This is a genomic window from Ensifer sp. SL37 (assembly GCF_026672675.1).
Classification (GTDB): Bacteria; Pseudomonadota; Alphaproteobacteria; order Rhizobiales; family Rhizobiaceae; genus Ensifer; species Ensifer adhaerens.
The window spans coordinates 1,510,770-1,534,290 of sequence record NZ_JAPPRN010000006.1 but is presented as its reverse complement, the minus strand read 5'-3'; the positions used below and the strand labels follow the sequence as shown (position 1 = coordinate 1,534,290).

Here is a 23,521-nt window from a genome sequence, read left to right as displayed (position 1 = left end):
TGTTTTCACGTGAAATTCTCCGATTTTGGGCTCGATTTTGCCGAAATCAGCGTAAAAAGCGGTCGCCATTAGCCATGGTTCTGATAGGGTTTGGCCTATCATGAATGGGAGAGACTTCATGGGCGTGAAATACAATCCGAAGCGGGACAGACACATCGACGCAGCGAAGGCGGCCGCCATCAAACTGGGCGTCGAGGCGCTGGCGCCGGAGATCCTCTTCGGTGGGGCCAGCAACGATGACCTCGATCTCTATTCGGCGGACATGCTGGCGCTGACGGCCGCCCATGCCTATCAGGAACTCGCCCGCTGGGATGGCGGCAAGCCGCAGGTTTCCGTCGAAACCGTCGCCGGTGTAGCACCTGGCGGCACCGAGGTGTCGATCATCGCGGTCACCGAACGCAACATGCCGTTCCTCTATGATTCGGTCATGGGGGAAATCACCAGCACCCACCGTGACATTCACCTCGCGATCCACCCCATCCTGGTCAAGGAACCGGGCAAGCCGGCAAAGCTCTTCGATCCCGAAGAGGAAAGCGATCCGTCGCACCGCGTCAGCCACATCCAGATCCATCTGACGAAGCTCGCGCCGGTCGAGGCCGAACAGCTCAGCAACCGCATTCGCGACGTGCTGGAGCAGGTGCACCAGGCTGTGCACGACTGGCCAGCGATGACCGCGCTGCTCGATCATGCGATGCAGGAGCTGGAGGAATATAACGCCTCGCGCAAGAAGAGCGACCGCGACGAGGCGCTCGCCTTCCTCCGCTGGCTGCGTGACAACAACTTCACCTTCCTCGGCATGCGCGAATACACCTATTCCGGCAAGGGCGGAAAGGCGATGGTCGAGCGCGGCAAGGGCAGGGGCCTCGGCATGCTCTCCAATCCCGATGTGCGCGTGCTGCGCCAGGGCAAGGACGCGGTGCTGACTACACCTGAAATTCTCGCCTTCCTCGAAAGCCCGGATTTCCTGATCGTCACCAAGGCCAACGTCAAATCGGTCGTCCATCGCCGCGCCTATATGGATTATATCGGTGTCAAGCGCTTCGACGCCGACGGCAATGTCGCCGGAGAACTGCGCATCGTTGGCCTCTTCACCTCCTCGGCGTATACCCGCCAGGCGGCCGAGATCCCGCTGCTGCGCCACAAGATCGAAAAGATCGTCGATCACTTCGGCTACGATCCGCAGAGCCATTCCGGCAAGATGCTCGACAACACGCTCGAATCCTATCCGCGCGACGATCTCTTCCAGATCGATGTCGGCCTGCTTGCCGCCTTCTGCGAACAGATCAACGAGCTCGGCGACCGGCCGCGCATCCGCGTGCTGCCACGCATCGACCATTTCGACCGCTTCGTCTCGGTCATCGTCTTCGTGCCGCGTGAACAGTACGATTCGGATGTGCGCGAAAAGATCGGCGACTACCTGAAGACGGTCTATGACGGCCGCGTCTCCGCCTACTACCCGGCCTTCCCGGAAGGGGGCCTTGCCCGCGTCCACTTCATCATCGGCCGCTCCGCCGGCAAGACGCCGCGCATTCCGCAGGCCAAGCTCGAAGAAGCCGTTCGCGGCATCGTCACCCGCTGGATCGACCGGTTCGACCTGCTTGCCCGCAAGGACGGCATCGAGCTCGATGTCGACAATGCCTACCAGTCGTTCTTCACGCCGGCGGAAGCCTATGCCGATCTGGCCGACATCGCCGCCTGCAAGGGCCCGGATCCGATCCGCATCGAGTTCTACCACTATCCGCGCGCCGTCTCGCGGCCGGACACCGCCGAGCTCAAGATCTTCCACGCCAGCGAACCCGTGTCGCTGTCGCGCCGCGTACCTTTGCTTGAAAACCTCGGCTTCCGGGTCATCAGCGAACAGACCTACGACATCGGCGTCAATGCCCATGGCGAAGAGAAGCGCAAGGTCGTGCTGCACGACATGGAGCTGATCCATCGCGATGGCCTTGCGCTGAACCTCGAAAAATCCGGCCCGGCGTTGGAAGAGGCGTTCCTGGCCGCCTGGAACGGCGCGATCGAGGACGACAACTTCAACCGGCTGATCCTACTTGCGGGCCTCAACGCCCGCGAAGTGACGGTGCTGCGCGCCTATGCCCGCTATCTGCGACAGGCCGGCATCACCTACTCTCAGGGCTATATCGCCGACACGCTGAACAAGTATCCGGCGATTGCCGCCGATATCTTCAAGCTGTTCGTGACCCGCATGGATCCGAAGCTCGAGGAAAAGCCGCGCGCCAAGAAGTGCAACGCGCTGCTGTCGGCGATCGAGGACGCGCTCTCGGCCGTTCCGAGCCTCGACGAGGACCGGATTCTGCGACGCTACGTCAACGCGATCGAAGCGACCCTTCGGACCAACTACTTCCAGCATGACGCCGACGGAAAACCGCGCGCAGTCCTCGCCTTCAAGCTGGACCCGAAGCAGCTCGACGGTCTGCCGGAACCGCATCCGTTCCGCGAAATCTTCGTCTACGGCACCGAGGTCGAAGGCGTGCACCTGCGCTTCGGCAAGGTCGCCCGCGGCGGCCTGCGCTGGTCGGACCGCGCCCAGGACTACCGCACGGAAGTGCTCGGTCTGGTGAAGGCGCAGCAGGTCAAGAACGCCGTTATCGTGCCCGTCGGCGCCAAGGGCGGCTTCTATCCGAAGCTGCTTCCGGTGGGCGGCACCCGCGACGAAATCTTCAAGGCCGGCACCGAAGCTTACAAGACCTTCATCCGCACGCTGCTGTCGGTCACCGACAACATCGTCGGCCAGGATGTTGTCCCGCCGGCCGACACGCAGCGCCATGACGGCGACGACCCTTACTTCGTCGTTGCTGCCGACAAGGGCACCGCGACCTTCTCCGACACGGCCAACGGCCTTGCACAGGAAGCGGGCTTCTGGCTCGACGACGCCTTCGCATCGGGCGGTTCCGCCGGCTACGACCACAAGAAGATGGGCATCACCGCCCGCGGCGCCTGGGAGACCGTCAAGCGGCACTTCCGTGAGATGGACACCGACATCCAGACGACGCCCTTCACCGTTGCTGGCGTTGGCGACATGTCGGGCGACGTCTTCGGCAACGGCATGCTTCTGTCCGAGAAGATCCGCCTCATCGCAGCCTTCGATCATCGCGATATCTTCATCGATCCGAATCCGGATATCGATGGGTCCTTTGCCGAGCGCAAGCGCATGTTCGACCTGCCGCGTTCGAGCTGGCAGGACTATGACCGCAAGACGCTTTCGAACGGCGCGATGATCATCTCGCGTGCCGAGAAGTCGGTGACGTTGACGCCTGAGGCGATGGCTGCCATCGGCCTCGACAAGCAGAAGGCAACGCCCTTCGAGATCATGAACGCGATCCTGAAGAGCCAGGTCGACCTGCTCTGGTTCGGCGGTATCGGCACCTATGTGCGCGGCAGCAACGAAACGGACGCCGAAGTTGGCGATCGCGCCAACGACGCCATTCGCGTGGCAGCCGAAGAGGTCCGCGCCCGCGTCATCGGCGAGGGCGCCAACCTCGGCGTCACCCAGAAGGGCCGCATCGGCTTCGGCCTCAATGGCGGCCGCTGCAACTCGGATGCCATCGACAACTCGGCGGGCGTCAACTCGTCCGACGTCGAGGTCAACATCAAGATCGCGCTGGCTTCCGCCATGCGCGATGGTCGCCTGACCCGTCCGAAGCGCAACACGCTGCTCGCCTCGATGACCGAGGAAGTGGGCCACCTGGTGCTGCGCAACAACTACGAGCAGTCGCTGGCGATCTCTCTGACCGCCATGCAAGGGCTCGGCAACCGCACGACGCTCGGCCGGCTCATGACCCGGCTGGAGGCCGACGGCCATCTCAACCGCAAGGTCGAGACGCTGCCGACCGACCAGGCCATGACCGAGCGTTACCAGGCGGGCAAGCCATTGACCCGCCCGGAGATCGGCGTGCTGCTCTCCTACTCCAAGCTCGTTCTCTTCGATGAGCTGATTGCGAGCGAGCTGCCCGACGATCCGTACTTCACGGCGACGCTCGAGCGTTACTTCCCGGGCAAGATGCGCAAGGCCTATGCCGGCGATATCCACGGTCACCGCCTGCGCCGCGAAATCATCGCGACGATCCTCGCCAACGAGGTCATCAACCGCGGTGGTCCGGCCTTTGTCTCGACCCTGACGGACGCCACCGGCTTCCTCTCGGCCGACGTCGTCAAGGCGGCGGTGCTGGCGCTCGACGGCTTCGACCTGCCGCGGATCTATGACGAGATCGACGCGCTCGACAACAAGATCGGGGGCGGCCTGCAGAACATCCTCTACCAGGAAGTCGGCCGCATCTTCACGCTGGTCACCGAGCGGGCGCTGCGCACCCATGCGGCGACCGGCTCGGTCTCCGAGGCCGTATCGCGCCTCGGCGACGGCCTGCAGAAGCTGCGTGCGACCATGCGCACTGCAGTGTCCGGCGAGAGCGCCGAAGAAGCCCGGTTGAAGACGGCAGCCTTCGTCGAGGGTGGCGTTCCCGCCAAGCTCGCCGAGGAAATCTCGGAACTGGCGCTGATGACGCTGGTGCCCGAGATCATGCAGATTGCCGCAGAAACCGGCGAGACGCTGAGCCGCACGGCGCAAGGTTATTTCGCCGTCACCGACACGCTTCGCATCAACCGCCTGCTGGCGGCATCCGATCGCGTTCCGGCAACCGAGCAGTTCGAGGCCATGGCTCTGTCACGCGCCGTATCCGATATCGCCGCTGCACGCCGGGATATCACCGCGGCAGCCCTGCGCGAACAGAAGAAGGAGCGCAACCCGGTTGCGGCCTGGGAAGAAAGCGAGCGCGTCCGTGTCGCCCAGGCGACTGGCCAGCTGCGCCTTCTGACCGAGAAGGGTGAAACGACGCTTGCCAAGATCACCGTCGCTGCAGGTCTCCTCAACGACCTGGCACGCGGAAGGGCCAAGTAACGGTGCAAAAGAGGATGCGGGCAGTTTTTTCGCCCGCGTCCGGTTCCAGACCTTTTGGAATCGGTTCAATTGAAGATAGGCTGCGCCGCGCGTTCGAGGGGACGCGTGGCGCAGTCGTTTCGGGAGGGGACTTTGCAGATTTCGGCCGGGGGGACTGAAGACCAGCCACGCACGTCCCGTGCGGGCATCGGCGGCTGGATGCTGTTCGACTGGGCCGCGCAGCCCTTCTTCACCGTCATCACCACCTTCATCTTCGGCCCCTATTTCGTATCGCGGCTGACGGAGGACCATGCGGTCGGCCAGGCGATGTGGGGCTACACGCTCACGGTTTCGGGCATCATCATCGCGGTTCTTTCGCCGGTGCTCGGCTCGATCGCCGATGCCACCGGTCCGCGCAAACCCTGGATCGCCTTCTTCGCCGTCATCAAGATCGCATCGCTGGCTATGCTCTGGTTCGCAGCCCCCGGCTCGCCGATCCTCTATCCGGCGATCTTCATGATCCTCGCGACGGTCGCGGCCGAGTTCTCGATCGTCTTTAACGATTCGATGATGCCCCGTCTGGTGCCGGAGAAGGACGTGGGGCGCATTTCCAACATCGCCTGGGGGCTCGGCTATCTCGGCGGCATGATCGTGCTGGTCGCCGTCGTGGCCTTGCTTGCCGGAAGTCCTGAGACCGGCAAGACGGCACTTGGCATCGACCCTCTGTTCGGCCTGGATCCGGCGAAGGGGGAGGATGCACGCATTACCGGCCCGATCTCCGCCGTCTGGTACCTCGTCTTTATCCTGCCGATGTTCCTGTTCACGCCGGATGCCACCAAGGCGGCGATGTCGCTCGGCAAGGCAACCGTCACTGGCCTCAGGGAGCTCAAGGGCACCCTCGTCGAGCTTCGGGAAAGGCGTGGGATCCTGCGCTTCCTGATCGCGCGCATGATCTTCCAGGACGGCGTCAATGGTCTTCTGGCACTCGGCGGCACCTTCGCGGCCGCGATGTTCGCCTGGCAGACCCTGGAGCTCGGCGTCTACGGCATCATTCTCAACATCGTCGCGATCGGCGGCTGCCTCTGCGCCAGCTGGCTGGATGCGCACCTTGGCTCCAAGGTGATCGTCACCGCCAGCCTCATCTGCCTGACGATTGCCACGATCGGCATCGTCTCGACGGGCCCCGGCTTCACGCTGTTCGGGCTGCTGCCGCTGTCGATGGAAGATACCGGCGGCCTGTTCGGCACGGCCGCCGAAAAGGCCTACATTCTCTACGGCCTGCTCGTCGGTGTCGCCTTCGGCCCCGTTCAGGCCTCGTCGCGCTCCTACCTCGCCCGCAGCGTCAGCCTCGACGAGGCCGGTCGCTACTTCGGCCTCTATGCGCTGTCCGGCCGGGCCACCTCGTTCCTCGCCCCCGCATCCGTTGCCACGATCACGCTTGCCACCGGCTCGGCACGGATCGGCATGATGGCGCTGATTGCTTTTCTGGTGATCGGCCTGCTGATCCTTCTGCGCACGCCCTATCCGGCCGATGACGGTCGCAAAAAAGCCGCCGCATCCTGGGGAAGCGACGGCTTCTGACTGTTGGGCCTTAGCGGCCAATTCCGGACAGACGCCCAGCGCCCGCCCCGACGATCTTAGTGGCGGAAGTGGCGCATGCCGGTGAAGACCATGGCGACGCCATGCTCGTTCGCAGCCGCAATCACCTCTTCGTCACGCATGGAGCCGCCCGGCTGGATGACGGCCGTAGCACCCGCGGCGATCGCCGAGAGCAGGCCGTCGGCAAACGGCAGGAAGGCTTCGGAGGCAACAGCCGAACCCTTGGTGAGCGGCGTTGCAAGGCCCAGCGCCTTTGCGGCTTCTTCAGCCTTGATCGCGGCGATGCGAGCGGAATCGACACGGCTCATCTGGCCGGCGCCGATGCCGGCCGTCTGGCCGTCCTTGGCATAAACGATCGCATTCGACTTCACGTGCTTGGCCACCTTGAAGGCGAACTTCATGTCTTCGAGTTCCTGGGGCGTCGGCGCGCGCTTGGTGACGACCTTGAGTTCGAGATCCTCGACCATGCCGTTGTCGCGCGTCTGCACGAGCAGGCCGCCCGAGACGGTCTTTGCGGCAAGACCCGGAATGCGTGGATCCGGCAGGCCACCGGTCGCAAGCAGACGCAGGTTCGGCTTGCGGGCAATCACTGCCTTGGCCGCATCGCTGACCGAAGGCGCGATGATCACTTCGGTGAAGAGCTTGACGATCTCTTCGGCCGTCTCCGCATCGAGCTCCTGGTTGAGCGCGATGATGCCGCCGAAAGCCGAGGTGGAATCGCAGGCAAGCGCTCGGCGATAGGCTTCGGCAAGCGTCGGCGCGGTCGCGACGCCGCAAGGGTTGGCATGCTTGATGATCGCGACCGCCGGTGCCTTCTCGGGCAGGAACTCGGCCACCAGCTCGAAGGCGGCATCCGTGTCGTTGATGTTGTTGTAGGAGAGCTGCTTGCCCTGCAGCAGCGTCGCCGTGGCGACACCCGGGCGGTTCTCGCCCGTCAGGTAGAAGCCTGCCTTCTGGTGCGGGTTCTCGCCGTAGCGCATCTCTTCCTTGAGTACGCCGCCGATCACCCGGTGACGCGGCATCGGGGTGTCGAGCGCTTCGGCAAACCAGTTGGAAATCGCCGCGTCATAGGCGGCAGTCCGGGCATAGGCCTTGGCGGCCATCTTCTGGCGGAAGGCATAGGTCGTCTTGCCGGAAGCAAGCTCTTCGAGCAGCACCGGATAGTCGGCCGGATCGGTGACGATCGTCACATAGGCATGGTTCTTGGCCGAGGCGCGGATCATCGCCGGGCCGCCGATATCGATGTTTTCGACCGTCGTCGGGTAGTCGCCGCCCTTGGCCCTGACCTCTTCGAAGGGATAGAGGTTGATGATCGCGAGGTCGATGGCGGTGATGCCGTGCGTCGACATGGCCGCAACGTGATCGGCATCGTCACGGATCGCCAAGAGGCCACCGTGAACGCCCGGATGCAGCGTCTTCACGCGGCCGTCCATGACCTCGGGAAAGCCGGTCAGCTCGGAAACGTCGCTGACCGGCAGGCCAGCCTCGGAGAGTGCCTTGTGGGTCCCGCCCGTCGAAACGAGCCGGATGCCCTTTTCGTTAAGGGCGCGCGCGAGTTCGACGACGCCCGTCTTGTCGGAGACGGAGAGGAGGGCGGTGCGGACCGTAACCTCGTTCGGGGCGGGGATTTTCTTGGAGGCGACAGCCACAACCATGCTCCTTTGGCGGCGCCGGACGCCCCGGGAGGAAGCTCCGGCGGTTGAGATGGCTGCCCGTTAGCATAGCTTGCCGGGCGAAGGAACCTCGCCGGGCCTGAAGATCGCGATGAATCTGGATCGGATCGATCCAAATTCATCAATGCGATCGCTCCTGAAACGCGAACGGAAAACTTGAGGCGCTTTCTTGGGCGTGCCTGTCGTCAAGACAGAAGGCTCAGTTCGCGCGTGAAAACGTCCACTGGATCTCCGGCTGCTGCGCAATCGCAAAGGTCACCGTCAGCTGCTGCGAGGCCCGGATACCCGAAGGATCGGCAAAGAAGATGTCCTCCTCGACGGCAAGGTCACCATCCTGGCAGGCAAACAGCCAGATCTCGCCATCGGGCGCCGTCAGGAAGATCTCGCGGGCGCTGTTCTGGCGAATGGCGACCGCCGGGTGAATGTGGAACCGCGCCACGGCAATCGCGGTATCGCTTGCCTCCGGGTCGCTGCCGTCGGCGCGCGACAGCCGGTCGCGACCGCGGACCATGCGACCGCCGTTCAAAACACCGATGCCACGCTCGTGGACCAGGCCGAAGGCGGCAAGATAGCCATCGTGACTTGCGGTCACCGATTCGAGCCCGCCCGCTTCGTCCTTGCGGGCCGCCGTCACGTGCTTGACGCCCGACGTCATGATCGGTCCGAGAAAGCGCGATTGCGAGAAGCGCGACGACGACGTGTCGTTGACCGTCACGGTCGAATGGGCAGCCGTCATCCGCGCCATCTGGCGGAATCGCTCCCCGGCAAACTTTGGGGCGCCGGAATTGACGACGAAGCGCGTCTTGCCCGAGGACATTTCGAAGGACAGGCAGCCGGCATGGGCACTGCGCGACAGGTCTACGGAAAGCGGCCGGCCGGTGTCCATGATGACAACGGTGTTTTCCATGGCCATACGTTCGTAGTGGGCGTGCGGCAGCGAGCGGAAGGGTTCGCCGGCCGTCTCGTCATAGCGCAGCACTGACGCCAGTTCATGCGCCAGAACCGAGGTAGCACCATTAAACAGCGCGAGTTCGCCGCCCTGGTGCCGGAAGAAGCGCAGGGCAGGGTACATCCGGTCGATGCAGGGAATGAGGCGCGACGGCACGTCATGCCCGAGATTAACGTAGGTCTGGCGGAGCGGCAGCAGATCCAGCAACAACTCAAGGCCCGCGCGCGGACTACGCGAGAAGTGGCTGCCGTCGGGCAGGATCTGGCGGTCGAGTTCGAGATCGAGATGGCGCGATGCCTTGCGGATGGCGCCGGGCGATGCCGGCATGGAAACCGACGCCATGGCAAGCGCAAGCCGCACGCGAAGCCTCTGCTCGCCGTCGCGCACCGTATCGGCGATATGCCTGAGATAGCGCACCTGCAGCGCCAGGCTTTTCAGGAAACGGCGGTAGAAGCCATGCTCGGCATTGCGCAGCACCACCGGCGAATGGGACAGCCAGGCGATGATGCGCTGCGCCATGATATCCGCATCCCAGGCGATGCCGCCGAGATCGCGTCCATGGGTGCCGATCCAGTCGTCGACGATCTGCCGCAGCCGGACGAAACCCGCATCCTCGCGGATCGCCCGCAGGTGCCGCAGCCAGCCGAAGGAATGCAGCCGGGCAGCAAATTCGCGCGACGGCAGATCGATCTCGAACGGCGACTCGCCCTCCGTGTCGAGCACGCGGCCGGCAAGAGGGAAGCGCCCGGCAAGAATTTCTTCCGCGACAAAGGGATCGACGGCCCTCAGATCCGTCGGCGCAACAATCAGGCGATTGGGGGTGGAGCCCGTAAAGCGCAGAGTGGAGACGCGCCCGATCGACAGGCGACGCGACACGCGGCGCCAGCCTTCACGCACATACAGGTAAGAAAGCCTTTGCCTGCCGGAAAACAACATCAACGCCGCCGGTTACCTCATTTCTGGCACGATCACTCACATCATCGGAACGCGCCAGGACCTCGCGCCAGCGTCCGCATGGTGCCGCGAAGACCATTAAACTTTTATCAATCCTGCCATCTTTGATAGGCTTCCCGGTCGAAAGCGTCAAATGATGCGGTGAAACAGGGCCTTGAGGCCCAGTTCGAGCTGCTGAAAGCTTAGTTTGCGCTGTTATTTGCGCCGAATCACCGCCGCGTAGAAACCATCGAGGCCACTCGAAAACGGTGCATCGAGCGGCAGCATGGCCGGCGTCGTCCGCATTTCGCCGACCGGCGTGATCGCGTCCTCAAGCCCCGGCCAATCCGCTGCGGAAATCGGAACGCGCTCACAGTTATCGCCCGAGCCGATAACCCGGGCAACGACCTCTTCGCCTTCACGCGGGTCGAGGGAGCAATTCGAGAAGACGACGGTGCCACCGGGCTTGACCACCGTCAGCGCATGACGAAGCAGCCGCTCCTGCAGGTCGGCAAGCTTTTCGATGTCTTCCGGTCCCTTGGTCCACAACACATCAGGGTGACGTCGTGTCGTGCCGGTCGAGGAGCAGGGAGCGTCGAGAAGCGCCGCATCGAACAGGGCTTCCGGCTGGAAGTCCGCCATGTTGACTTCCTTGGTCTCGGCCTCGAGCCCCAGCCGCTTGAGATTGCCCTTCAGCCGGCGCAAGCGGCTGCCGGACTGGTCCAGCGCCGTCACTTCGGCGCCGGCAAGAATGAGTTGGGCCGTCTTGCCGCCCGGTGCGGCGCAGAGATCGACGGTCCGCTTGCCCTTGAGGTCGCCAAAGAGCCGCGCAGGGATCGATGCAGCCGCGTCCTGGACCCACCAGCCGCCATCATCGAATCCGGCTAAGGAGGGGATGGAGCCGGAGAATGCGCCGAGCCGCACAGAGCCGGTCGGCAGGACGGTGCCACCAAGCCGCTCGGCCCAAGCCGCAGGCTCGGATTTGACGGAAAGATCGATTGCCGCCGGTGTCAACTGCGCCTCGGCGATCTTCTCGGCCGCGGCTGCGCCGTAGTGGGCAATGAGGCGCTCGAAGAACCATTCCGGCATCGCCGGAATATGGCGCGTGCTTTCGAGAACGGCTTCCTTTTCGCGCGACAGGCGCCGCAGCACGGCGTTCACGAGATTGGCGAAGCGGCGGTTGCGCGGATCGTTCTGCGCCTGTTCGACGGCGAGATCGACGGCGGAATGATCGGGCACGTCGAGATAGAGGATCTGTGCCGCGGCCACGGCAAGCACATGCTCCAGCGCCCGCGCACCCTCCGGTAGGGGCGTCTGCAGCAGCGAATTGATCGCAGCCTGCACGCGCGGGAGATGGCGAAGGGCGGAATTGAGTATTGCCCGGACCAGAGCGCGGTCGGCTTCGTTAAGCTCGCGATAGGCCGGGTTGCCGTGCTCGCTGTCGAGCATGCCGTCGAGCGACGTCTTGCGATCGATGACTGCTGCCAAGATCTTCGCGGCGGCCTGACGAGCCCTCAACCCCGGCTTCTCCGGACCACGCGGCGCCGGAGCGGGCTTCTTCGATTTCGCTGCGCCGCCGTTGCGGTGCGATCGTTTCGGACGTGAATCGTTGTTGTTTTCTGCAGACATCAGGACCAGGGACCTTTGGGCGGTTCGGAACCACCGCGACCCCATCCGGTAGAGGGCACAGAGCGCGATTTGCGCACGGGATTATCAGCACGAACCGGCGGCGTCGAGACCGAAGACATCTCCTGCGCCATCTGCTGCAGGGCCGCGATGCGGTTTTCGGTGTTCGGATGGGTCGAGAACAGGTTGTCCATGCGCTCGCCGGAGAGCGGATTGATGATGAACATATGCGCCGTTGCTGGGTTGCGCTCGGCATCGTCATTGTGGATCTGATGGGCGGCGCCTGCGATTTTCTGCAGCGCCGAAGCGAGCGCCAGGGGCTTGCCGCAAATCTCGGCGCCGCGACGGTCGGCCGAGTATTCGCGCGTCCGGCTGATCGCCATCTGCACCAGCATTGCCGCCATCGGCGCCACGATCATCGCGACAAGCGTGCCGATGAAGCCGAGCGGATTGTTGTTTTCACGGTTGCCGCTGAAGAAGAAGGCAAAGTTGCCGAGCATCGAGATCGCGCCGGCAAGGGTTGCCGTCAGCGTCATCGTCAGCGTATCGCGGTTCTGCACGTGCGCGAGTTCATGCGCCATCACGCCGGTGACCTCGTCATAGTCGAGAGCGTGAAGCAGCCCGGTCGACGCGGCGACCGCGGCATTCTCCGGATTGCGACCGGTGGCAAACGCGTTCGGCTGCGGGCTATCGATCACATAGACGCGCGGCATCGGCAGGCGGGCATTGCGGGCGAGGTCACGCACGATGCCGTAATATTCCGGGGCACTGCGCTCATCGACCTCCTGCGCGCGGTACATGCGCAGCACCATCTTGTCCGAGTTCCAATAGGAGAAGAAGTTCATGCCTGCGGCCATGACGAAGGCGATCATCATGCCGCCCCGTCCGCCAATGGCGAAGCCTACCGCCATGAACAGGGCGGTCATGACTGCAAGCAGCATGGCGGTGCGGACAAGGTTCATCAGGAGGCTCCGGGTCGTCTACGTTTCACGTGAATCAGGGTTCCCGTCCGGGGAACGGCATCCTATATGATGGGTGCAAACACCCAATTCTTCAATATTGATGCTCGAATCCGGATACCGTTCAGATGCAGAACGACAATGACAACGCCGCCGACCGCCCGAAGAAGCCGCTGCCGCCCGCCGCTGTGCGGGCGCTGAAGGAAGCGGAAGAGCGGCGTCAGGCGGAGATCAAGAAGGAACTGCCGCAGGAGATCGGCGGGCGCGGAGGTGAAGATCCAGCCCGCTACGGCGACTGGGAGATCAAGGGTCGGGCGATCGACTTCTAAGTTCAGGTCGGGCGCCTGCGCCTGCAACCTCGATCTGAATCCGGCTCACGAAATGGTTCGACGGCCACCTGGCGACGAGAGGAGAACCGCCGCACGTCCAAGAGACGCGCGGCGGTTTTCAACGTCAGGCCTTGTTCTGGCGGTTCGCGATCAGATCATCGACAACGGCCGGATCGGCGAGCGTCGAGGTATCGCCGAGCGCACCGAAGTCATCCTCGGCGATCTTGCGCAGGATGCGGCGCATGATCTTGCCCGAGCGGGTCTTCGGCAGGCCCGGAGCGAACTGGATCTTGTCCGGCGTCGCGATCGGCCCGATTTCCGAACGGACATGCTTCACCAAGGCGGCGCGCAGTTCGTCGTTGCCGATTTCACCAGCCATCAGCGAAACATAGCAATAGATGCCCTGGCCCTTGATCGGGTGCGGATAGCCGACGACGGCCGCTTCGGAGACGAGATGATGCGACACGAGCGCCGATTCGACTTCGGCCGTACCGAGGCGGTGGCCGGAGACGTTCAAGACATCATCGACGCGGCCGGTGATCCAGTAGTAGCCGTCCTCATCGCGGCGGCAGCCGTCACCGGTGAAATACTTGCCCTTGTAGGTGGCGAAGTAAGTCTGACCGAAACGCGCATGGTCGCCGTAGATCGTGCGCATCTGGCCCGGCCAGCTGTCGGTGATGCAGAGGTTGCCGTCGGCAGCACCTTCCAGAACATTGCCTTCGTTGTCGACGAGCTGCGGCTGAACTCCGAAGAACGGCCGCGTGGCCGAACCGGGCTTGAGATCGGTCGCACCCGGCAGCGGCGTGATCAGGATGCCGCCGGTCTCGGTCTGCCACCAGGTATCGACGATCGGCGACTTCTGCTCGCCGACGACGTTGTAATACCACTCCCAGGCTTCCGGGTTGATCGGCTCGCCGACCGAACCGAGCAGGCGAAGCGACGAGCGCGAGGCGCGCTTGACGAAGTCGTCGCCGGCGCCCATCAGCGAGCGGATCGCCGTCGGCGCGGTGTAGAAGACGTTGACCTTGTGCTTGTCGACCACTTCCCAGAAACGCCCCGCGTCCGGGAAATTCGGCACACCTTCGAACATCACGGTCGTCGCCGCATTCGCGAGCGGTCCATAGACGATATAGGAGTGACCAGTGACCCAGCCGACGTCGGCGGTGCACCAGTAGACCTCGCCATCGCGGTAGTCGAAGACATATTCGTGTGTCATCGACGCGTAAACGAGGTAGCCGCCGGTCGTATGCAGCACGCCCTTCGGCTTGCCGGTCGAGCCCGAGGTGTAAAGGATGAACAGCGGATCTTCCGCCTTCATCTTCGCCGGCTCGCAATGCGGCTTCACGGTCGCGATTTCCTGGTGGTACCAGAGGTCACGGCCCGGTGCCCAGGCGGTCTTGCCGCCGGTGCGGCGCACGACCAGAACCTTGTTGACGATGACATGCTGCTTGGCCGCGATGTCGATTGCCGTATCGGTGTTTTCCTTGAGCGGGACCGGCTTGCCGCCGCGCACGCCCTCGTCGCAGGTGATGACGAAGGTGGACTCACAGTCGACGATACGGCCGGCAAGTGCGTCCGGCGAGAAGCCGCCGAAGACGACCGAATGGATGGCGCCGATGCGGGCGCAGGCGAGCATCGCATAGGATGCTTCCGGGATCATCGGCATATAGATGGTGACGCGGTCGCCCTTCTTGACGCCATGCTTCTTCAAGACGTTGGCAAGGCGGCAGACTTGCTCGTAGAGCTGGTTGTAGGTGATCTTCTTGTCGATATAGGGATTGTCGCCTTCCCAGATGATGGCAGTCTTTTCGCCATGCGTCTTCAGGTGGCGGTCGATACAGTTGTAAGAGACGTTGGTAAGGCCGTCTTCATACCACTTGATCGAGACCTTGCCTTTGAAGGACGTGTTCTTGACCTTGGTATAGGGCTTGAACCAATCGATCCGTTTGCCGTGCTTGCCCCAGAACTTTGCCGGATCGGAAACGCTCTCCTCGTACCACTTCAGGTAAGTGGCGTTATCAAGCAGCGTCCGGCTCTTGGCAGACTTCAACACCGGATAGATTTTGGCGGACATATTTTCCTCCCTACGCATTCCTAGTGCGGTTCGCCCCTCCTAGGGCTCCCCCGTTTCGCGCACATTCATAGCAGGTCAAATGCCCGCCGCAATTAGACAAAAGGACATTTGGAACTGAAGAATTGCAATTTCGCGACAACGACGGTATAGAGGCCCACATTTCCCGGAAATCAGTGGTAGACTCCACGGCCCGCGACACCGGCGCGGCGGACAAAAGGACTATATCCATGGCTCAGCAACTGCTTATGCCCAAGGCGACCGCCGTCTGGCTGGTTGACAATACCGCGCTGTCCTTCGACCAGATCGCGCAGTTCTGCAAGCTGCACCCGCTCGAAGTGAAGGCGATCGCCGACGGTGAATCCGCGCAGGGCATCAAGGGCCTCGACCCGATTGCGACCGGTCAGCTTTCGCGCGACGAGATCGCGCGCGCCGAAGGCAACCCCAACCACAAGCTGAAGCTGTCCGAGCCGAAGGTTCGCGTACCTGATAGCAAGCGCAAGGGCCCGCGCTACACCCCAGTTTCCAAGCGCCAGGATCGCCCGAACGCCATTCTGTGGCTGGTTCGCAACCATCCGGAACTCAAGGACGCGCAGATCTCGCGCCTCGTCGGTACGACCAAGTCGACGATCGAGCAGATCCGTGAGCGCACCCACTGGAACTCCGCCAACCTGACGCCGATGGATCCGGTAACCCTCGGCCTCTGCTCGCAGATCGACCTCGACCTCGAAGTCGAACGCGCTTCCAAGGGCCGTCCGCTGCCGACGGCTGCCGAACTCGGCCAGACACTGGAATCGGCCCAGGAAACCGAAAAGCTGGGCTTCAGCTACGAGCGCGAGGAAGAGAAGGAAATCGACGCCGATGCCGTCTTCGCCAAGCTCAAGTCGCTGAAGTCGGACCGCACAAGGACGAGGACGAAGACGATCAGTACTGATCGCCGTCCAGCCCATTGAAAAAAGCCCGGATCGACGATCCGGGCTTTTTTGTTGGTCAGTGCTCAGCAACGTGCTCAGTAGGCCGAACCGGATGGATCATTGAGGTTGTGGCGCTCGGTCCCCTGAAGGGGCGGATTGAAAATGCTGACGAGGATCAGGTCTTCGTCCTTGCCGCCGCGCAAGAAATGCTTGTCGTGCTGGTCGAGCACGTAGATATCGCCCTTGTTGATCGGGAAGACCTTGCCCTGCATGTCCTCGACCTCGCCGTGCCCGGCGATGCAATAGCAGGCTTCGAGATGGTTGCGGTACTCGAGCAGCGATACCGTTCCGGCGCGCACCACCGTGTGGCAGACGGTGAAACCCATACCGTCCCTCTCGGTGAGCAGCCGATGACTGGTCCCGCTGCCCCACTCAACGAAATGATCAGTTGCTTCGATCTGCTGCAGGCTGCGGACGAACATGGGCCTCTCCATCTGTAAACATCTCTAATATCCGCCAACGGAAAAGCTCTCTCCCGCCTCGGTTGGAAGCCCAGTATTCGTTGACATCGACAGCCAATCAAACGACGATTCCTCAAGGATTTGATGAGGAAAACTTACAGATGATGTTGCCCCCACTCGGCATGCTGCGTGCCTTCGAAGCCGCAGCGCGTCTGGCGAGCTTCTCCCGCGCCGGTGACGAACTGCATGTGACGCACGCCGCCATCAGTCACCAGATCCGGCTGCTGGAGGCGTGGTTCGGCCGGCCGCTCTTCATGCGCGCGAAGCGTGGGGTCAGTCTGGCGCCGGAGGCGGAGAACCTGTCCGCCGTGTTGACATCGTCATTCGAGCGCATCGCCGCGGAAACGGAGTTGCTGCGGCTGAACGCCAAGGCGCAGTTGAGCGTTGCCTGCATACCCTCGATCGCCACGCGCTGGCTGATCCCGGCACTCGGCGAATTCCTGCAGCGTCACCGCGAGGTGGACGTCAAGGTCGTCTACGCGATGGCCGAACAGCAATTGCGGGAAACCGGCTGCGACGTCCTCATCACGCTCGGCGCCGACAAGAGCGAGGGGACCCGCTCCGATCGGCTGTTCTCCCGCATCAATCGGCCGGTTGCGAGCCCCCGTTATCTCGAGCGGAAAGGCGCGCTGAGGACACCAGAGGCAATCGCGTCTGCCGATCTGCTGCACGACGAAACGACGTCACGCTGGCGCGATTGGCTGGCAAGAGCAGGGCAGGAGACCACGCAGACGTTGCGTGGCCCGGTTTTCCAGGATTTCAATCTTCTGGCGACGGCGGTCATTGCCGGCCATGACGTGGCGCTTTGCCCGGTCGAAGTCTTCCGCCGCGAAATCGAAAACGGTGACCTGGTGATCCTGTCCGATGTCGCCACCCTGGAGGACGAGAGCTACTTCCTGATCACCAAAGTCACACGCTCGAAGGCGGCAGCCAGTTTCGCCGATTGGTTCGCGGCCGTTGTGCACGCCTAATACGGAATGCACCTCGCAGATTCATGAGCCGGCTTAGCAATCGTTATACACCGATGCCGCGCCCATGCAGCGCAACGGTGATTTCGTCGAGGATGACTGGATCGTCGATCGTCGCAGGCATCTTCCAGGGCTGGCGGTCAGCGATCTTCTGGATCGTGGCGCGCAGGATCTTGCCCGACCGCGTCTTGGGCAGCCGCTTGACGCAGATGGCCAGGCGGAAGGCGGCAACAGGTCCGATGCGTTCGCGCACGAGGCTGATGACCTCGCGCTCGATCTCCGACGTTTCACGGGAAACATTGGAGTTGATGACGAGGAAGCCGGCCGGTACCTGGCCTTTCAGGTCGTCGGCAATGCCGATCACGGCGCATTCGGCAACATCTGGGTGGCTGGCGCAGACCTCCTCCATCGCTCCGGTGGAGAGGCGATGGCCAGCCACGTTGATGATGTCATCCGTCCGCGCCATGATGAAGATGTAACCATCCTCATCGAGGTAGCCGGCATCGGCAGTCTTGTAGTAGCCGGGAAACTCGTCGAGATAGGCCGCACGGAACCGACGGTCAGCATTCCAAAGCGTCGGCAGGCAGCCGGGCGGCAGCGGCAGCTTTACCACCACATTGCCGAGCGTACCGGTGCCAACCGGATGTCCGGCATCGTCGAGAATCTGGACGTCGTATCCCGGCAGCGGAACCGCCGGAGAACCGTACTTTACCGGCAGGAGCCCGAGCCCCATCGGATTTCCCGCCACGGGCCATCCCGTTTCCGTCTGCCACCAATGGTCGATGACGGGCACGCCGAGCGCGTTTTCTGCCCATTGGATCGTATCGGGATCCGCCCGTTCTCCGGCAAGAAACAACGCGCGGAATTTCGACAGGTCGTATCGGCGAACGTGGGAAGCCTCCGGATCTTCCTTGCGGATCGCTCTCAGCGCCGTCGGCGCGGTGAACATCACCACGACGCCGTGTTCGGCAATGATGCGCCAATAGGTGCCTGGATCCGGCGTGCCGACCGGCTTGCCTTCGAACAGGATCGAGGTGCTGCCGTTGAGGAGCGGACCATACACGATATAGGAGTGGCCAACGACCCAGCCGATATCGGACGCAGCCCAGAACACTTCGCCCGGCTGCACGCCGAAGAAATTCTCCATCGACCATTTGAGCGCGACCATGTGGCCGCCATTGTCGCGCACCACGCCCTTGGGCTGGCCGGTCGTGCCCGACGTGTAGAGCACATAGAGCGGATCGGTCGAGGCGACCGGAGTACAGCCGACCTCTTCTCCCGCCTGCTTGGCCGCCGCCAAAGCCGCAGCGAAATCGAGGTCGCGTCCCTCGGTCATGGCGGCTTCCGCCATCTCGCGTTGGAAGACGAGGCAATGGGCCGGCTTGTGGGTCGCGATGTCGAGCGCCGCATCCAGCAGCGGCTTGTAGGCCACGGTGCGCCCAGGTTCGATGCCGCAGCTTGCGGACACAATGAGCTTGGCCTGGCAATCGTCGATGCGTACGGCGAGCTCGTTGGCGGCAAAACCGCCGAAAACCACGGAATGCACGGCGCCGATGCGCGCAGCCGCCAGCATCGCAACCGCCGCCTGCGGGATCATCGGCATATAGATGATGATCCGGTCGCCCTTGCCAACGCCGAGTTTCCGGTAGACGGCGGCAAGCGCTGCTACATCGCCGAGCAGAGATGCATAGGAGATGCGCTCGACCCGCCCGGTGACGGGACTGTCATAGATGAAGGCGATTTGCTCGCCACGGCCCGCGGCCACATGGCGATCCAGGCAATTGTAGCAGGTATTGGTGATGCCTTCGGCGAACCAGTGCCCATAGATGCCAGCGTCCGCATCAAATGCACGTGCCGGTCTTTCAAACCAGTCGATCGCATTGGCGGCATTTGACCAGAAACTCTGCGGATCCGATTTCCAGCCCGCGTACACGTCGGCATAGCGACTCGCCATGTCCGTCCCTCCCTGCGCATATTGCCGGACATGTCCGGCCTCCTCGTGCACAAGGATAGGCTAATGAGAGACGAGGGGAACCCCGACGAAAGCGGTATGTGACGAACGGACCTCAGCGCGCGCCGAAAATGGCCGAACCGACGCGAACGCCGGTGGCGCCGAACTGGACGGCCGTCTCGAAGTCGCCTGACATGCCCATCGACAGCTTCTCGAGCTTGCAGGCAGCAGCCAGCTTCGCGAGCAGGGCAAAATGCGGGCCGGGATTTTCTTCCACCGGCGGAATGCACATCAGCCCCTCGATCGAAAGACCCAGCTCGTTGCGGCAGAGATCCACGAAGGCAACGGTCTCCTCCGGCGCGATGCCGGCCTTCTGCGGCTCCAGCCCGGTGTTGACCTGGACGTAGAGCCTAAGCGCCCGGCCCTGCCTCTGCATTTCGGCCGCAAGCGCGCGGGCGATCTTCTCGCGATCGACCGTCTCGATGACATCGAACAGCGCGACGGCTTCCGCCGCCTTGTTCGACTGCAGCGGGCCGATCAGGTGCAGTTCGAGACCGGATGTCTCGGCCTTCAGCTCCGGCCACTTGCCCTGCGCTTCCTGCACGCGGTTCTCGCCAAAGACCCGCTGCCCGGCGGCAATCACCGGGCGGATGGCGTCGGCGTCGAAGGTCTTGGAAACAGCGACCAGCGTGACGGCACCCTTGGCGCGACCGGCAGACTTCTCCGCTGCCTGAATCCGGCTCACGACATCCTGCAACCGCTCTTGAACTTCCATGGACCTGCTCTCCGACACGGGATTTCCAAACCACTGACCGAGCGGCTTAGGCAAAGTTGAGCCGATTGCCAAGGCCGCTCCGCCATGGACCGGCTCAAATCCGCCAAAGTGTCGCGGCAAACCCTTCAAAAACTTGACCGTCAGACGGTTTCGTGGTGAAGGTCACCCCAACTATCATGAGGCGCCACTATGCGCCGCAGAACTTCCGGAACATCGAAAAGACATGTCTAGCGAACGATACAATCCGCGTGATGCCGAGCCCCGTTGGCAGCAGGAATGGGACAAGAACGAAGTCTTCCAGACCGAGAACGACGATCCGCGCGAAAAGTACTATGTGCTCGAGATGTTCCCCTATCCCTCGGGCCGCATCCACATGGGCCACGTGCGCAACTACACCATGGGTGACGTGGTAGCGCGCTACAAGCGCGCCCGCGGCTTCAACGTGCTGCATCCGATGGGTTGGGACGCCTTCGGGATGCCGGCCGAAAACGCCGCCATGGAGCGTGGCGTGCACCCGGCCAGCTGGACCTACCAGAACATCGCCTCGATGAAGGCGCAGCTGAAGGTTATGGGCCTGTCGCTCGACTGGAACCGCGAGTTCGCCACCTGCGACCCCGCCTATTACCAGCGCCAGCAGTACCTGTTCCTGGACTTCCTGGAAAAGGGCCTCGTCTACCGCAAGCAGTCCAAGGTCAACTGGGACCCGGTCGACAACACCGTGCTCGCCAACGAGCAGGTGATCGACGGCCGTGGCTGGCGCTCCGGCGCGCTGGTCGAACAGCGCGAACTGACGCAATGGTTCTTCCGCATCACCGACTTCAGCCAGGAACTGCTCGACGCGCTCGATACGCTGGATCAGTGGCCCGAGAAGGTGCGCCTGATGCAGAAGAACTGGATCGGCCGCTCCGAGGGCCTGTCGCTGCGTTGGGAAATCGTCGAAGGCACCGCCGGCGACGCAACCGAGCTCACCGTGTACACCACCCGTCCGGACACGCTCTTCGGCGCCTCCTTCCTGGCGATCGCCGCGGATCACCCGCTGGCAAGGCAGGTGGCGGCCAGCAACCCTGAGGTCGATGCATTCTGCGAGGAATGCCGCCGCGCCGGCACCTCCCTTGCCGCGCTGGAAACGGCAGAGAAGAAGGGTATCGACACCGGTATCCGTGCCAAGCATCCGCTCGATCCGAGCTGGGAGCTGCCGGTTTATGTCGCCAATTTCGTGCTGATGGACTACGGCACGGGCGCCATCTTCGGCTGCCCCTCCGGCGACCAGCGCGACCTCGACTTCGCGCGCAAATACGACCTGCCGGTCGTTCCCGTCGTCATGCCGAGGGACGGCGATGCCGCGACCTTCGCCATTGGTGACGAGGCCTATATCGGCGACGGCGTGATGATCAACTCGCGCTTTCTCGACGGCCTGTCGACGGAAGACGCTTTCGAGACCGTTGCTTCGAAGCTCGAGAAGGAAATGCTCGACGGTGCGCCGCGTGCCGAGCGCAAGGTCAATTTCCGCCTGCGCGACTGGGGCATCTCGCGCCAGCGCTACTGGGGCTGCCCGATCCCGGTCATCCATTGCGAGGACTGCGGCGTGGTACCAGTTCCGAAAGCCGACCTGCCGGTCGTGCTGCCGCCGGACGTTACCTTCGACAAGCCGGGCAATCCGCTCGACCGTCACGCCACCTGGCGCCACGTCGCCTGCCCGCACTGCGGCAAGGACGCCCGTCGCGAGACCGACACGATGGACACCTTCGTCGATTCGTCCTGGTATTTCACGCGCTTCACCGCACCCTGGGAAGACAATCCGACCGACCCCAAGGTCGCCAACCACTGGCTGCCGGTCGATCAGTACATCGGCGGTATCGAGCACGCCATCCTGCATCTGCTCTATTCGCGCTTCTTCACCCGCGCGATGAAGGCCACCGGCCATGTTGCCGTCGACGAGCCGTTCAAGGGCCTGTTCACACAGGGCATGGTCGTGCATGAAACCTATAGTCGCGGCGAAGGCGCCCAGCGCGAATGGGTGACGCCGGCCGAGATCCGCATCGAGGAGATCGATGGACGCCGTAGCGCGACGCTGATCGAAACCGGTGAGGAAATCACCATCGGCTCGATCGAGAAGATGTCGAAGTCGAAGAAGAACGTCGTCGATCCCGACGACATCATCGCTTCCTATGGCGCTGATACCGCCCGCTTCTTCGTTCTCTCCGATTCGCCGCCGGATCGTGACGTGATCTGGTCGGAAGCCGGTGTCGAAGGATCGCATCGCTTCGTGCAGCGCGTGTGGCGTCTGATCAGCGAAGCGGCCGAGAAGCTGCGGGCAATCGAGGCCGCCCCGGCGCTCGAAGGCGAGGCTCTCGCTGTTTCGCAAGCCGCGCACAAGACGCTGCGCGCGGTCGAGGCCGACTACGACAAACTTGCCTTCAACAAGGCCGTGGCGCGCATCTACGAGCTCGTGAACACGCTTGCCGCACCGCTGACCCAGGTAGCAGCCGGCAAGGCCGACGCGGCCCTGGCGGGGGCTGTGAAGGATGCGACGACGATCCTGATCAACCTCATCGCACCGATGATGCCGCACCTCGCCGAGGAATGCTGGCGCGAGGTCGGGGGCGAGGGCCTGATTGCGGAACGCGGCTGGCCGGCGTTCAACCCCGCTTTGGTCGTCGAGAACGAAATCACCATGCCGGTGCAGATCAATGGCAAGAAGCGCGCCGATTTGACAATCGCTCGCGATGCGGATCAGAGTGCGATCGAAAGCGCCGTCCTGGCGCTCGATGCCGTCAAGTCCGCGCTCAACGGCAGCAGCCCCAAGAAAATCATCGTCGTGCCCCAGAGGATCGTCAATGTCGTTGTCTGATAGAGCTGGTTTCCGTATCCGGTCGATTCCGGTTCTGGCTGGCGCGCTCATGTTGACCGCGCTCGCCGGCTGCCAGGTCCGGCCGCTCTATTCCGACCCGGTCGGCACCTCGACGGCACTGGCGGCGATCGAGATTTCCGAAGCCACCGACCGTGTCGAGCAGGAAGTGCGTAACGCGCTGATCTTCCTGGCCGCAGGTGGTCAGGGCGAGCCCGTGAATCCGCAGTATCACCTGGCGCTCACCGTCACCCACCGGTCGATGGGCGTGCTCTACGATCAGGCCAAGGACCGCGCCGGCGCCGGCCGTATCGTCGTCAAGGCGGACTACAATCTGACGAAGATCGGTACGGGCGAGACCATCAAGTCCGGCAACCGGACCGCCGTTGCTCTCGTTGACTTCCCGGTCCAGGAATTTGCCAAGGTGCGCGCCGTTCGTGACGGTGAAAACCGCGCAGCCAAGGAACTCGCCGAGCTGATCCGGGCCGACATCGCCGCGGCTCTCAGCCGCTAA

Annotated in this window: 14 protein-coding genes and 1 pseudogene; 7 read left to right on the top strand and 8 right to left on the bottom strand. The window is 63.2% G+C overall.

The window, feature by feature from the left end; translation table 11 throughout:
- Positions 1-118 precede the first annotated feature (118 nt).
- Together OVA00_RS19570 and OVA00_RS19565 are read left to right on the top strand one after the other, a co-directional pair.
- Complete coding sequence (locus OVA00_RS19570) at positions 119-4,912, top strand: NAD-glutamate dehydrogenase (RefSeq protein WP_268089487.1); 4,794 nt, start codon at positions 119-121, stop codon at positions 4,910-4,912.
- Between the two features lie 132 nt (positions 4,913-5,044).
- Positions 5,045-6,472, top strand: a complete 1,428-nt coding sequence (locus OVA00_RS19565) for an MFS transporter (RefSeq protein WP_268089486.1) — start codon at positions 5,045-5,047, stop codon at positions 6,470-6,472.
- A 56-nt stretch (positions 6,473-6,528) separates the two neighbouring features.
- Here the strand turns inward: OVA00_RS19565 and purH are convergent, their stop codons facing one another.
- From purH to htpX, 4 genes are all read right to left on the bottom strand, one after another.
- Positions 6,529-8,139: a bifunctional phosphoribosylaminoimidazolecarboxamide formyltransferase/IMP cyclohydrolase gene (purH, locus tag OVA00_RS19560; protein ID WP_034800161.1), complete on the bottom strand. Its 1,611-nt coding sequence runs from the start codon at positions 8,137-8,139 to the stop codon at positions 6,529-6,531.
- 223 nt (positions 8,140-8,362) lie between these two features.
- A complete protein-coding gene (locus OVA00_RS19555) occupies positions 8,363-10,048 on the bottom strand; it encodes a heparinase II/III family protein (RefSeq protein ID WP_268089485.1) in 1,686 nt (561 codons plus the stop codon).
- A 213-nt stretch (positions 10,049-10,261) separates the two neighbouring features.
- A complete protein-coding gene (locus OVA00_RS19550; RefSeq protein WP_060609255.1) occupies positions 10,262-11,674 on the bottom strand; it encodes an RsmB/NOP family class I SAM-dependent RNA methyltransferase in 1,413 nt (470 codons plus the stop codon).
- Positions 11,674-12,633 (bottom strand): zinc metalloprotease HtpX, encoded by a 960-nt coding sequence (gene htpX, locus OVA00_RS19545; RefSeq protein ID WP_268089484.1) that lies wholly within the window; start codon positions 12,631-12,633, stop codon positions 11,674-11,676. Before htpX ends, OVA00_RS19550 begins: the two co-directional genes overlap by 1 nt.
- A gap of 125 nt (positions 12,634-12,758) precedes the next feature.
- Here htpX and OVA00_RS19540 point away from each other — a divergent pair, with 125 nt between their 5' ends.
- A complete protein-coding gene (locus OVA00_RS19540; protein ID WP_034800155.1) occupies positions 12,759-12,959 on the top strand; it encodes a DUF1674 domain-containing protein in 201 nt (66 codons plus the stop codon).
- Between the two features lie 124 nt (positions 12,960-13,083).
- Here the strand turns inward: OVA00_RS19540 and acs are convergent, their stop codons facing one another.
- Complete coding sequence (gene acs / locus OVA00_RS19535; RefSeq protein ID WP_060583722.1) at positions 13,084-15,033, bottom strand: acetate--CoA ligase; 1,950 nt, start codon at positions 15,031-15,033, stop codon at positions 13,084-13,086.
- A gap of 227 nt (positions 15,034-15,260) precedes the next feature.
- On the opposite strand from acs, the pseudogene OVA00_RS19530 reads away from it, so the two are divergent.
- Positions 15,261-15,964: pseudogene (locus OVA00_RS19530) on the top strand (DUF1013 domain-containing protein).
- 75 nt (positions 15,965-16,039) lie between these two features.
- Here the strand turns inward: OVA00_RS19530 and OVA00_RS19525 are convergent.
- Positions 16,040-16,426, bottom strand: coding sequence for an ectoine synthase (locus OVA00_RS19525; protein WP_110819702.1), 387 nt, complete (start codon positions 16,424-16,426; stop codon positions 16,040-16,042).
- Positions 16,427-16,566: 140 nt separating this feature from the next.
- Between OVA00_RS19525 and OVA00_RS19520 the strand changes: the two genes are divergently transcribed.
- A complete protein-coding gene (locus OVA00_RS19520; RefSeq protein ID WP_442780532.1) occupies positions 16,567-17,436 on the top strand; it encodes a LysR substrate-binding domain-containing protein in 870 nt (289 codons plus the stop codon).
- 43 nt (positions 17,437-17,479) lie between these two features.
- On the opposite strand, the gene OVA00_RS19515 is transcribed toward OVA00_RS19520, so the two are convergent.
- Positions 17,480-19,387, bottom strand: a complete 1,908-nt coding sequence (locus tag OVA00_RS19515; protein ID WP_268089483.1) for a propionyl-CoA synthetase — start codon at positions 19,385-19,387, stop codon at positions 17,480-17,482.
- Positions 19,388-19,499: 112 nt separating this feature from the next.
- Positions 19,500-20,159, bottom strand: coding sequence for a YggS family pyridoxal phosphate-dependent enzyme (locus OVA00_RS19510; RefSeq protein ID WP_060583727.1), 660 nt, complete (start codon positions 20,157-20,159; stop codon positions 19,500-19,502).
- Between the two features lie 223 nt (positions 20,160-20,382).
- Between OVA00_RS19510 and leuS the strand changes: the two genes are divergently transcribed.
- The gene (gene leuS / locus OVA00_RS19505; RefSeq protein WP_034800149.1) at positions 20,383-23,010 is read left to right on the top strand and encodes a leucine--tRNA ligase; all 2,628 of its coding nucleotides are present in this window, start codon (positions 20,383-20,385) and stop codon (positions 23,008-23,010) included.
- Positions 22,997-23,521, top strand: a complete 525-nt coding sequence (gene lptE, locus OVA00_RS19500) for an LPS assembly lipoprotein LptE (RefSeq protein ID WP_034800148.1) — start codon at positions 22,997-22,999, stop codon at positions 23,519-23,521. Before leuS ends, lptE begins: the two co-directional genes overlap by 14 nt.

Coding starts and splice junctions, on each gene's coding strand:
- htpX (WP_268089484.1), bottom strand. CDS start 12,633: ATGAACCTTGTCCGCACCGCCATGCTGCTTGCAGTCATGACCGCCCTG.
- OVA00_RS19550 (WP_060609255.1), bottom strand. CDS start 11,674: ATGTCTGCAGAAAACAACAACGATTCACGTCCGAAACGATCGCACCGC.
- leuS (WP_034800149.1), top strand. CDS start 20,383: ATGTCTAGCGAACGATACAATCCGCGTGATGCCGAGCCCCGTTGGCAG.
- OVA00_RS19525 (WP_110819702.1), bottom strand. CDS start 16,426: ATGTTCGTCCGCAGCCTGCAGCAGATCGAAGCAACTGATCATTTCGTT.
- OVA00_RS19515 (WP_268089483.1), bottom strand. CDS start 19,387: ATGGCGAGTCGCTATGCCGACGTGTACGCGGGCTGGAAATCGGATCCG.
- acs (WP_060583722.1), bottom strand. CDS start 15,033: ATGTCCGCCAAAATCTATCCGGTGTTGAAGTCTGCCAAGAGCCGGACG.
- OVA00_RS19570 (WP_268089487.1), top strand. CDS start 119: ATGGGCGTGAAATACAATCCGAAGCGGGACAGACACATCGACGCAGCG.
- OVA00_RS19555 (WP_268089485.1), bottom strand. CDS start 10,048: ATGTTGTTTTCCGGCAGGCAAAGGCTTTCTTACCTGTATGTGCGTGAA.
- OVA00_RS19540 (WP_034800155.1), top strand. CDS start 12,759: ATGCAGAACGACAATGACAACGCCGCCGACCGCCCGAAGAAGCCGCTG.
- lptE (WP_034800148.1), top strand. CDS start 22,997: ATGTCGTTGTCTGATAGAGCTGGTTTCCGTATCCGGTCGATTCCGGTT.
- OVA00_RS19520 (WP_442780532.1), top strand. CDS start 16,567: ATGATGTTGCCCCCACTCGGCATGCTGCGTGCCTTCGAAGCCGCAGCG.
- OVA00_RS19510 (WP_060583727.1), bottom strand. CDS start 20,159: ATGGAAGTTCAAGAGCGGTTGCAGGATGTCGTGAGCCGGATTCAGGCA.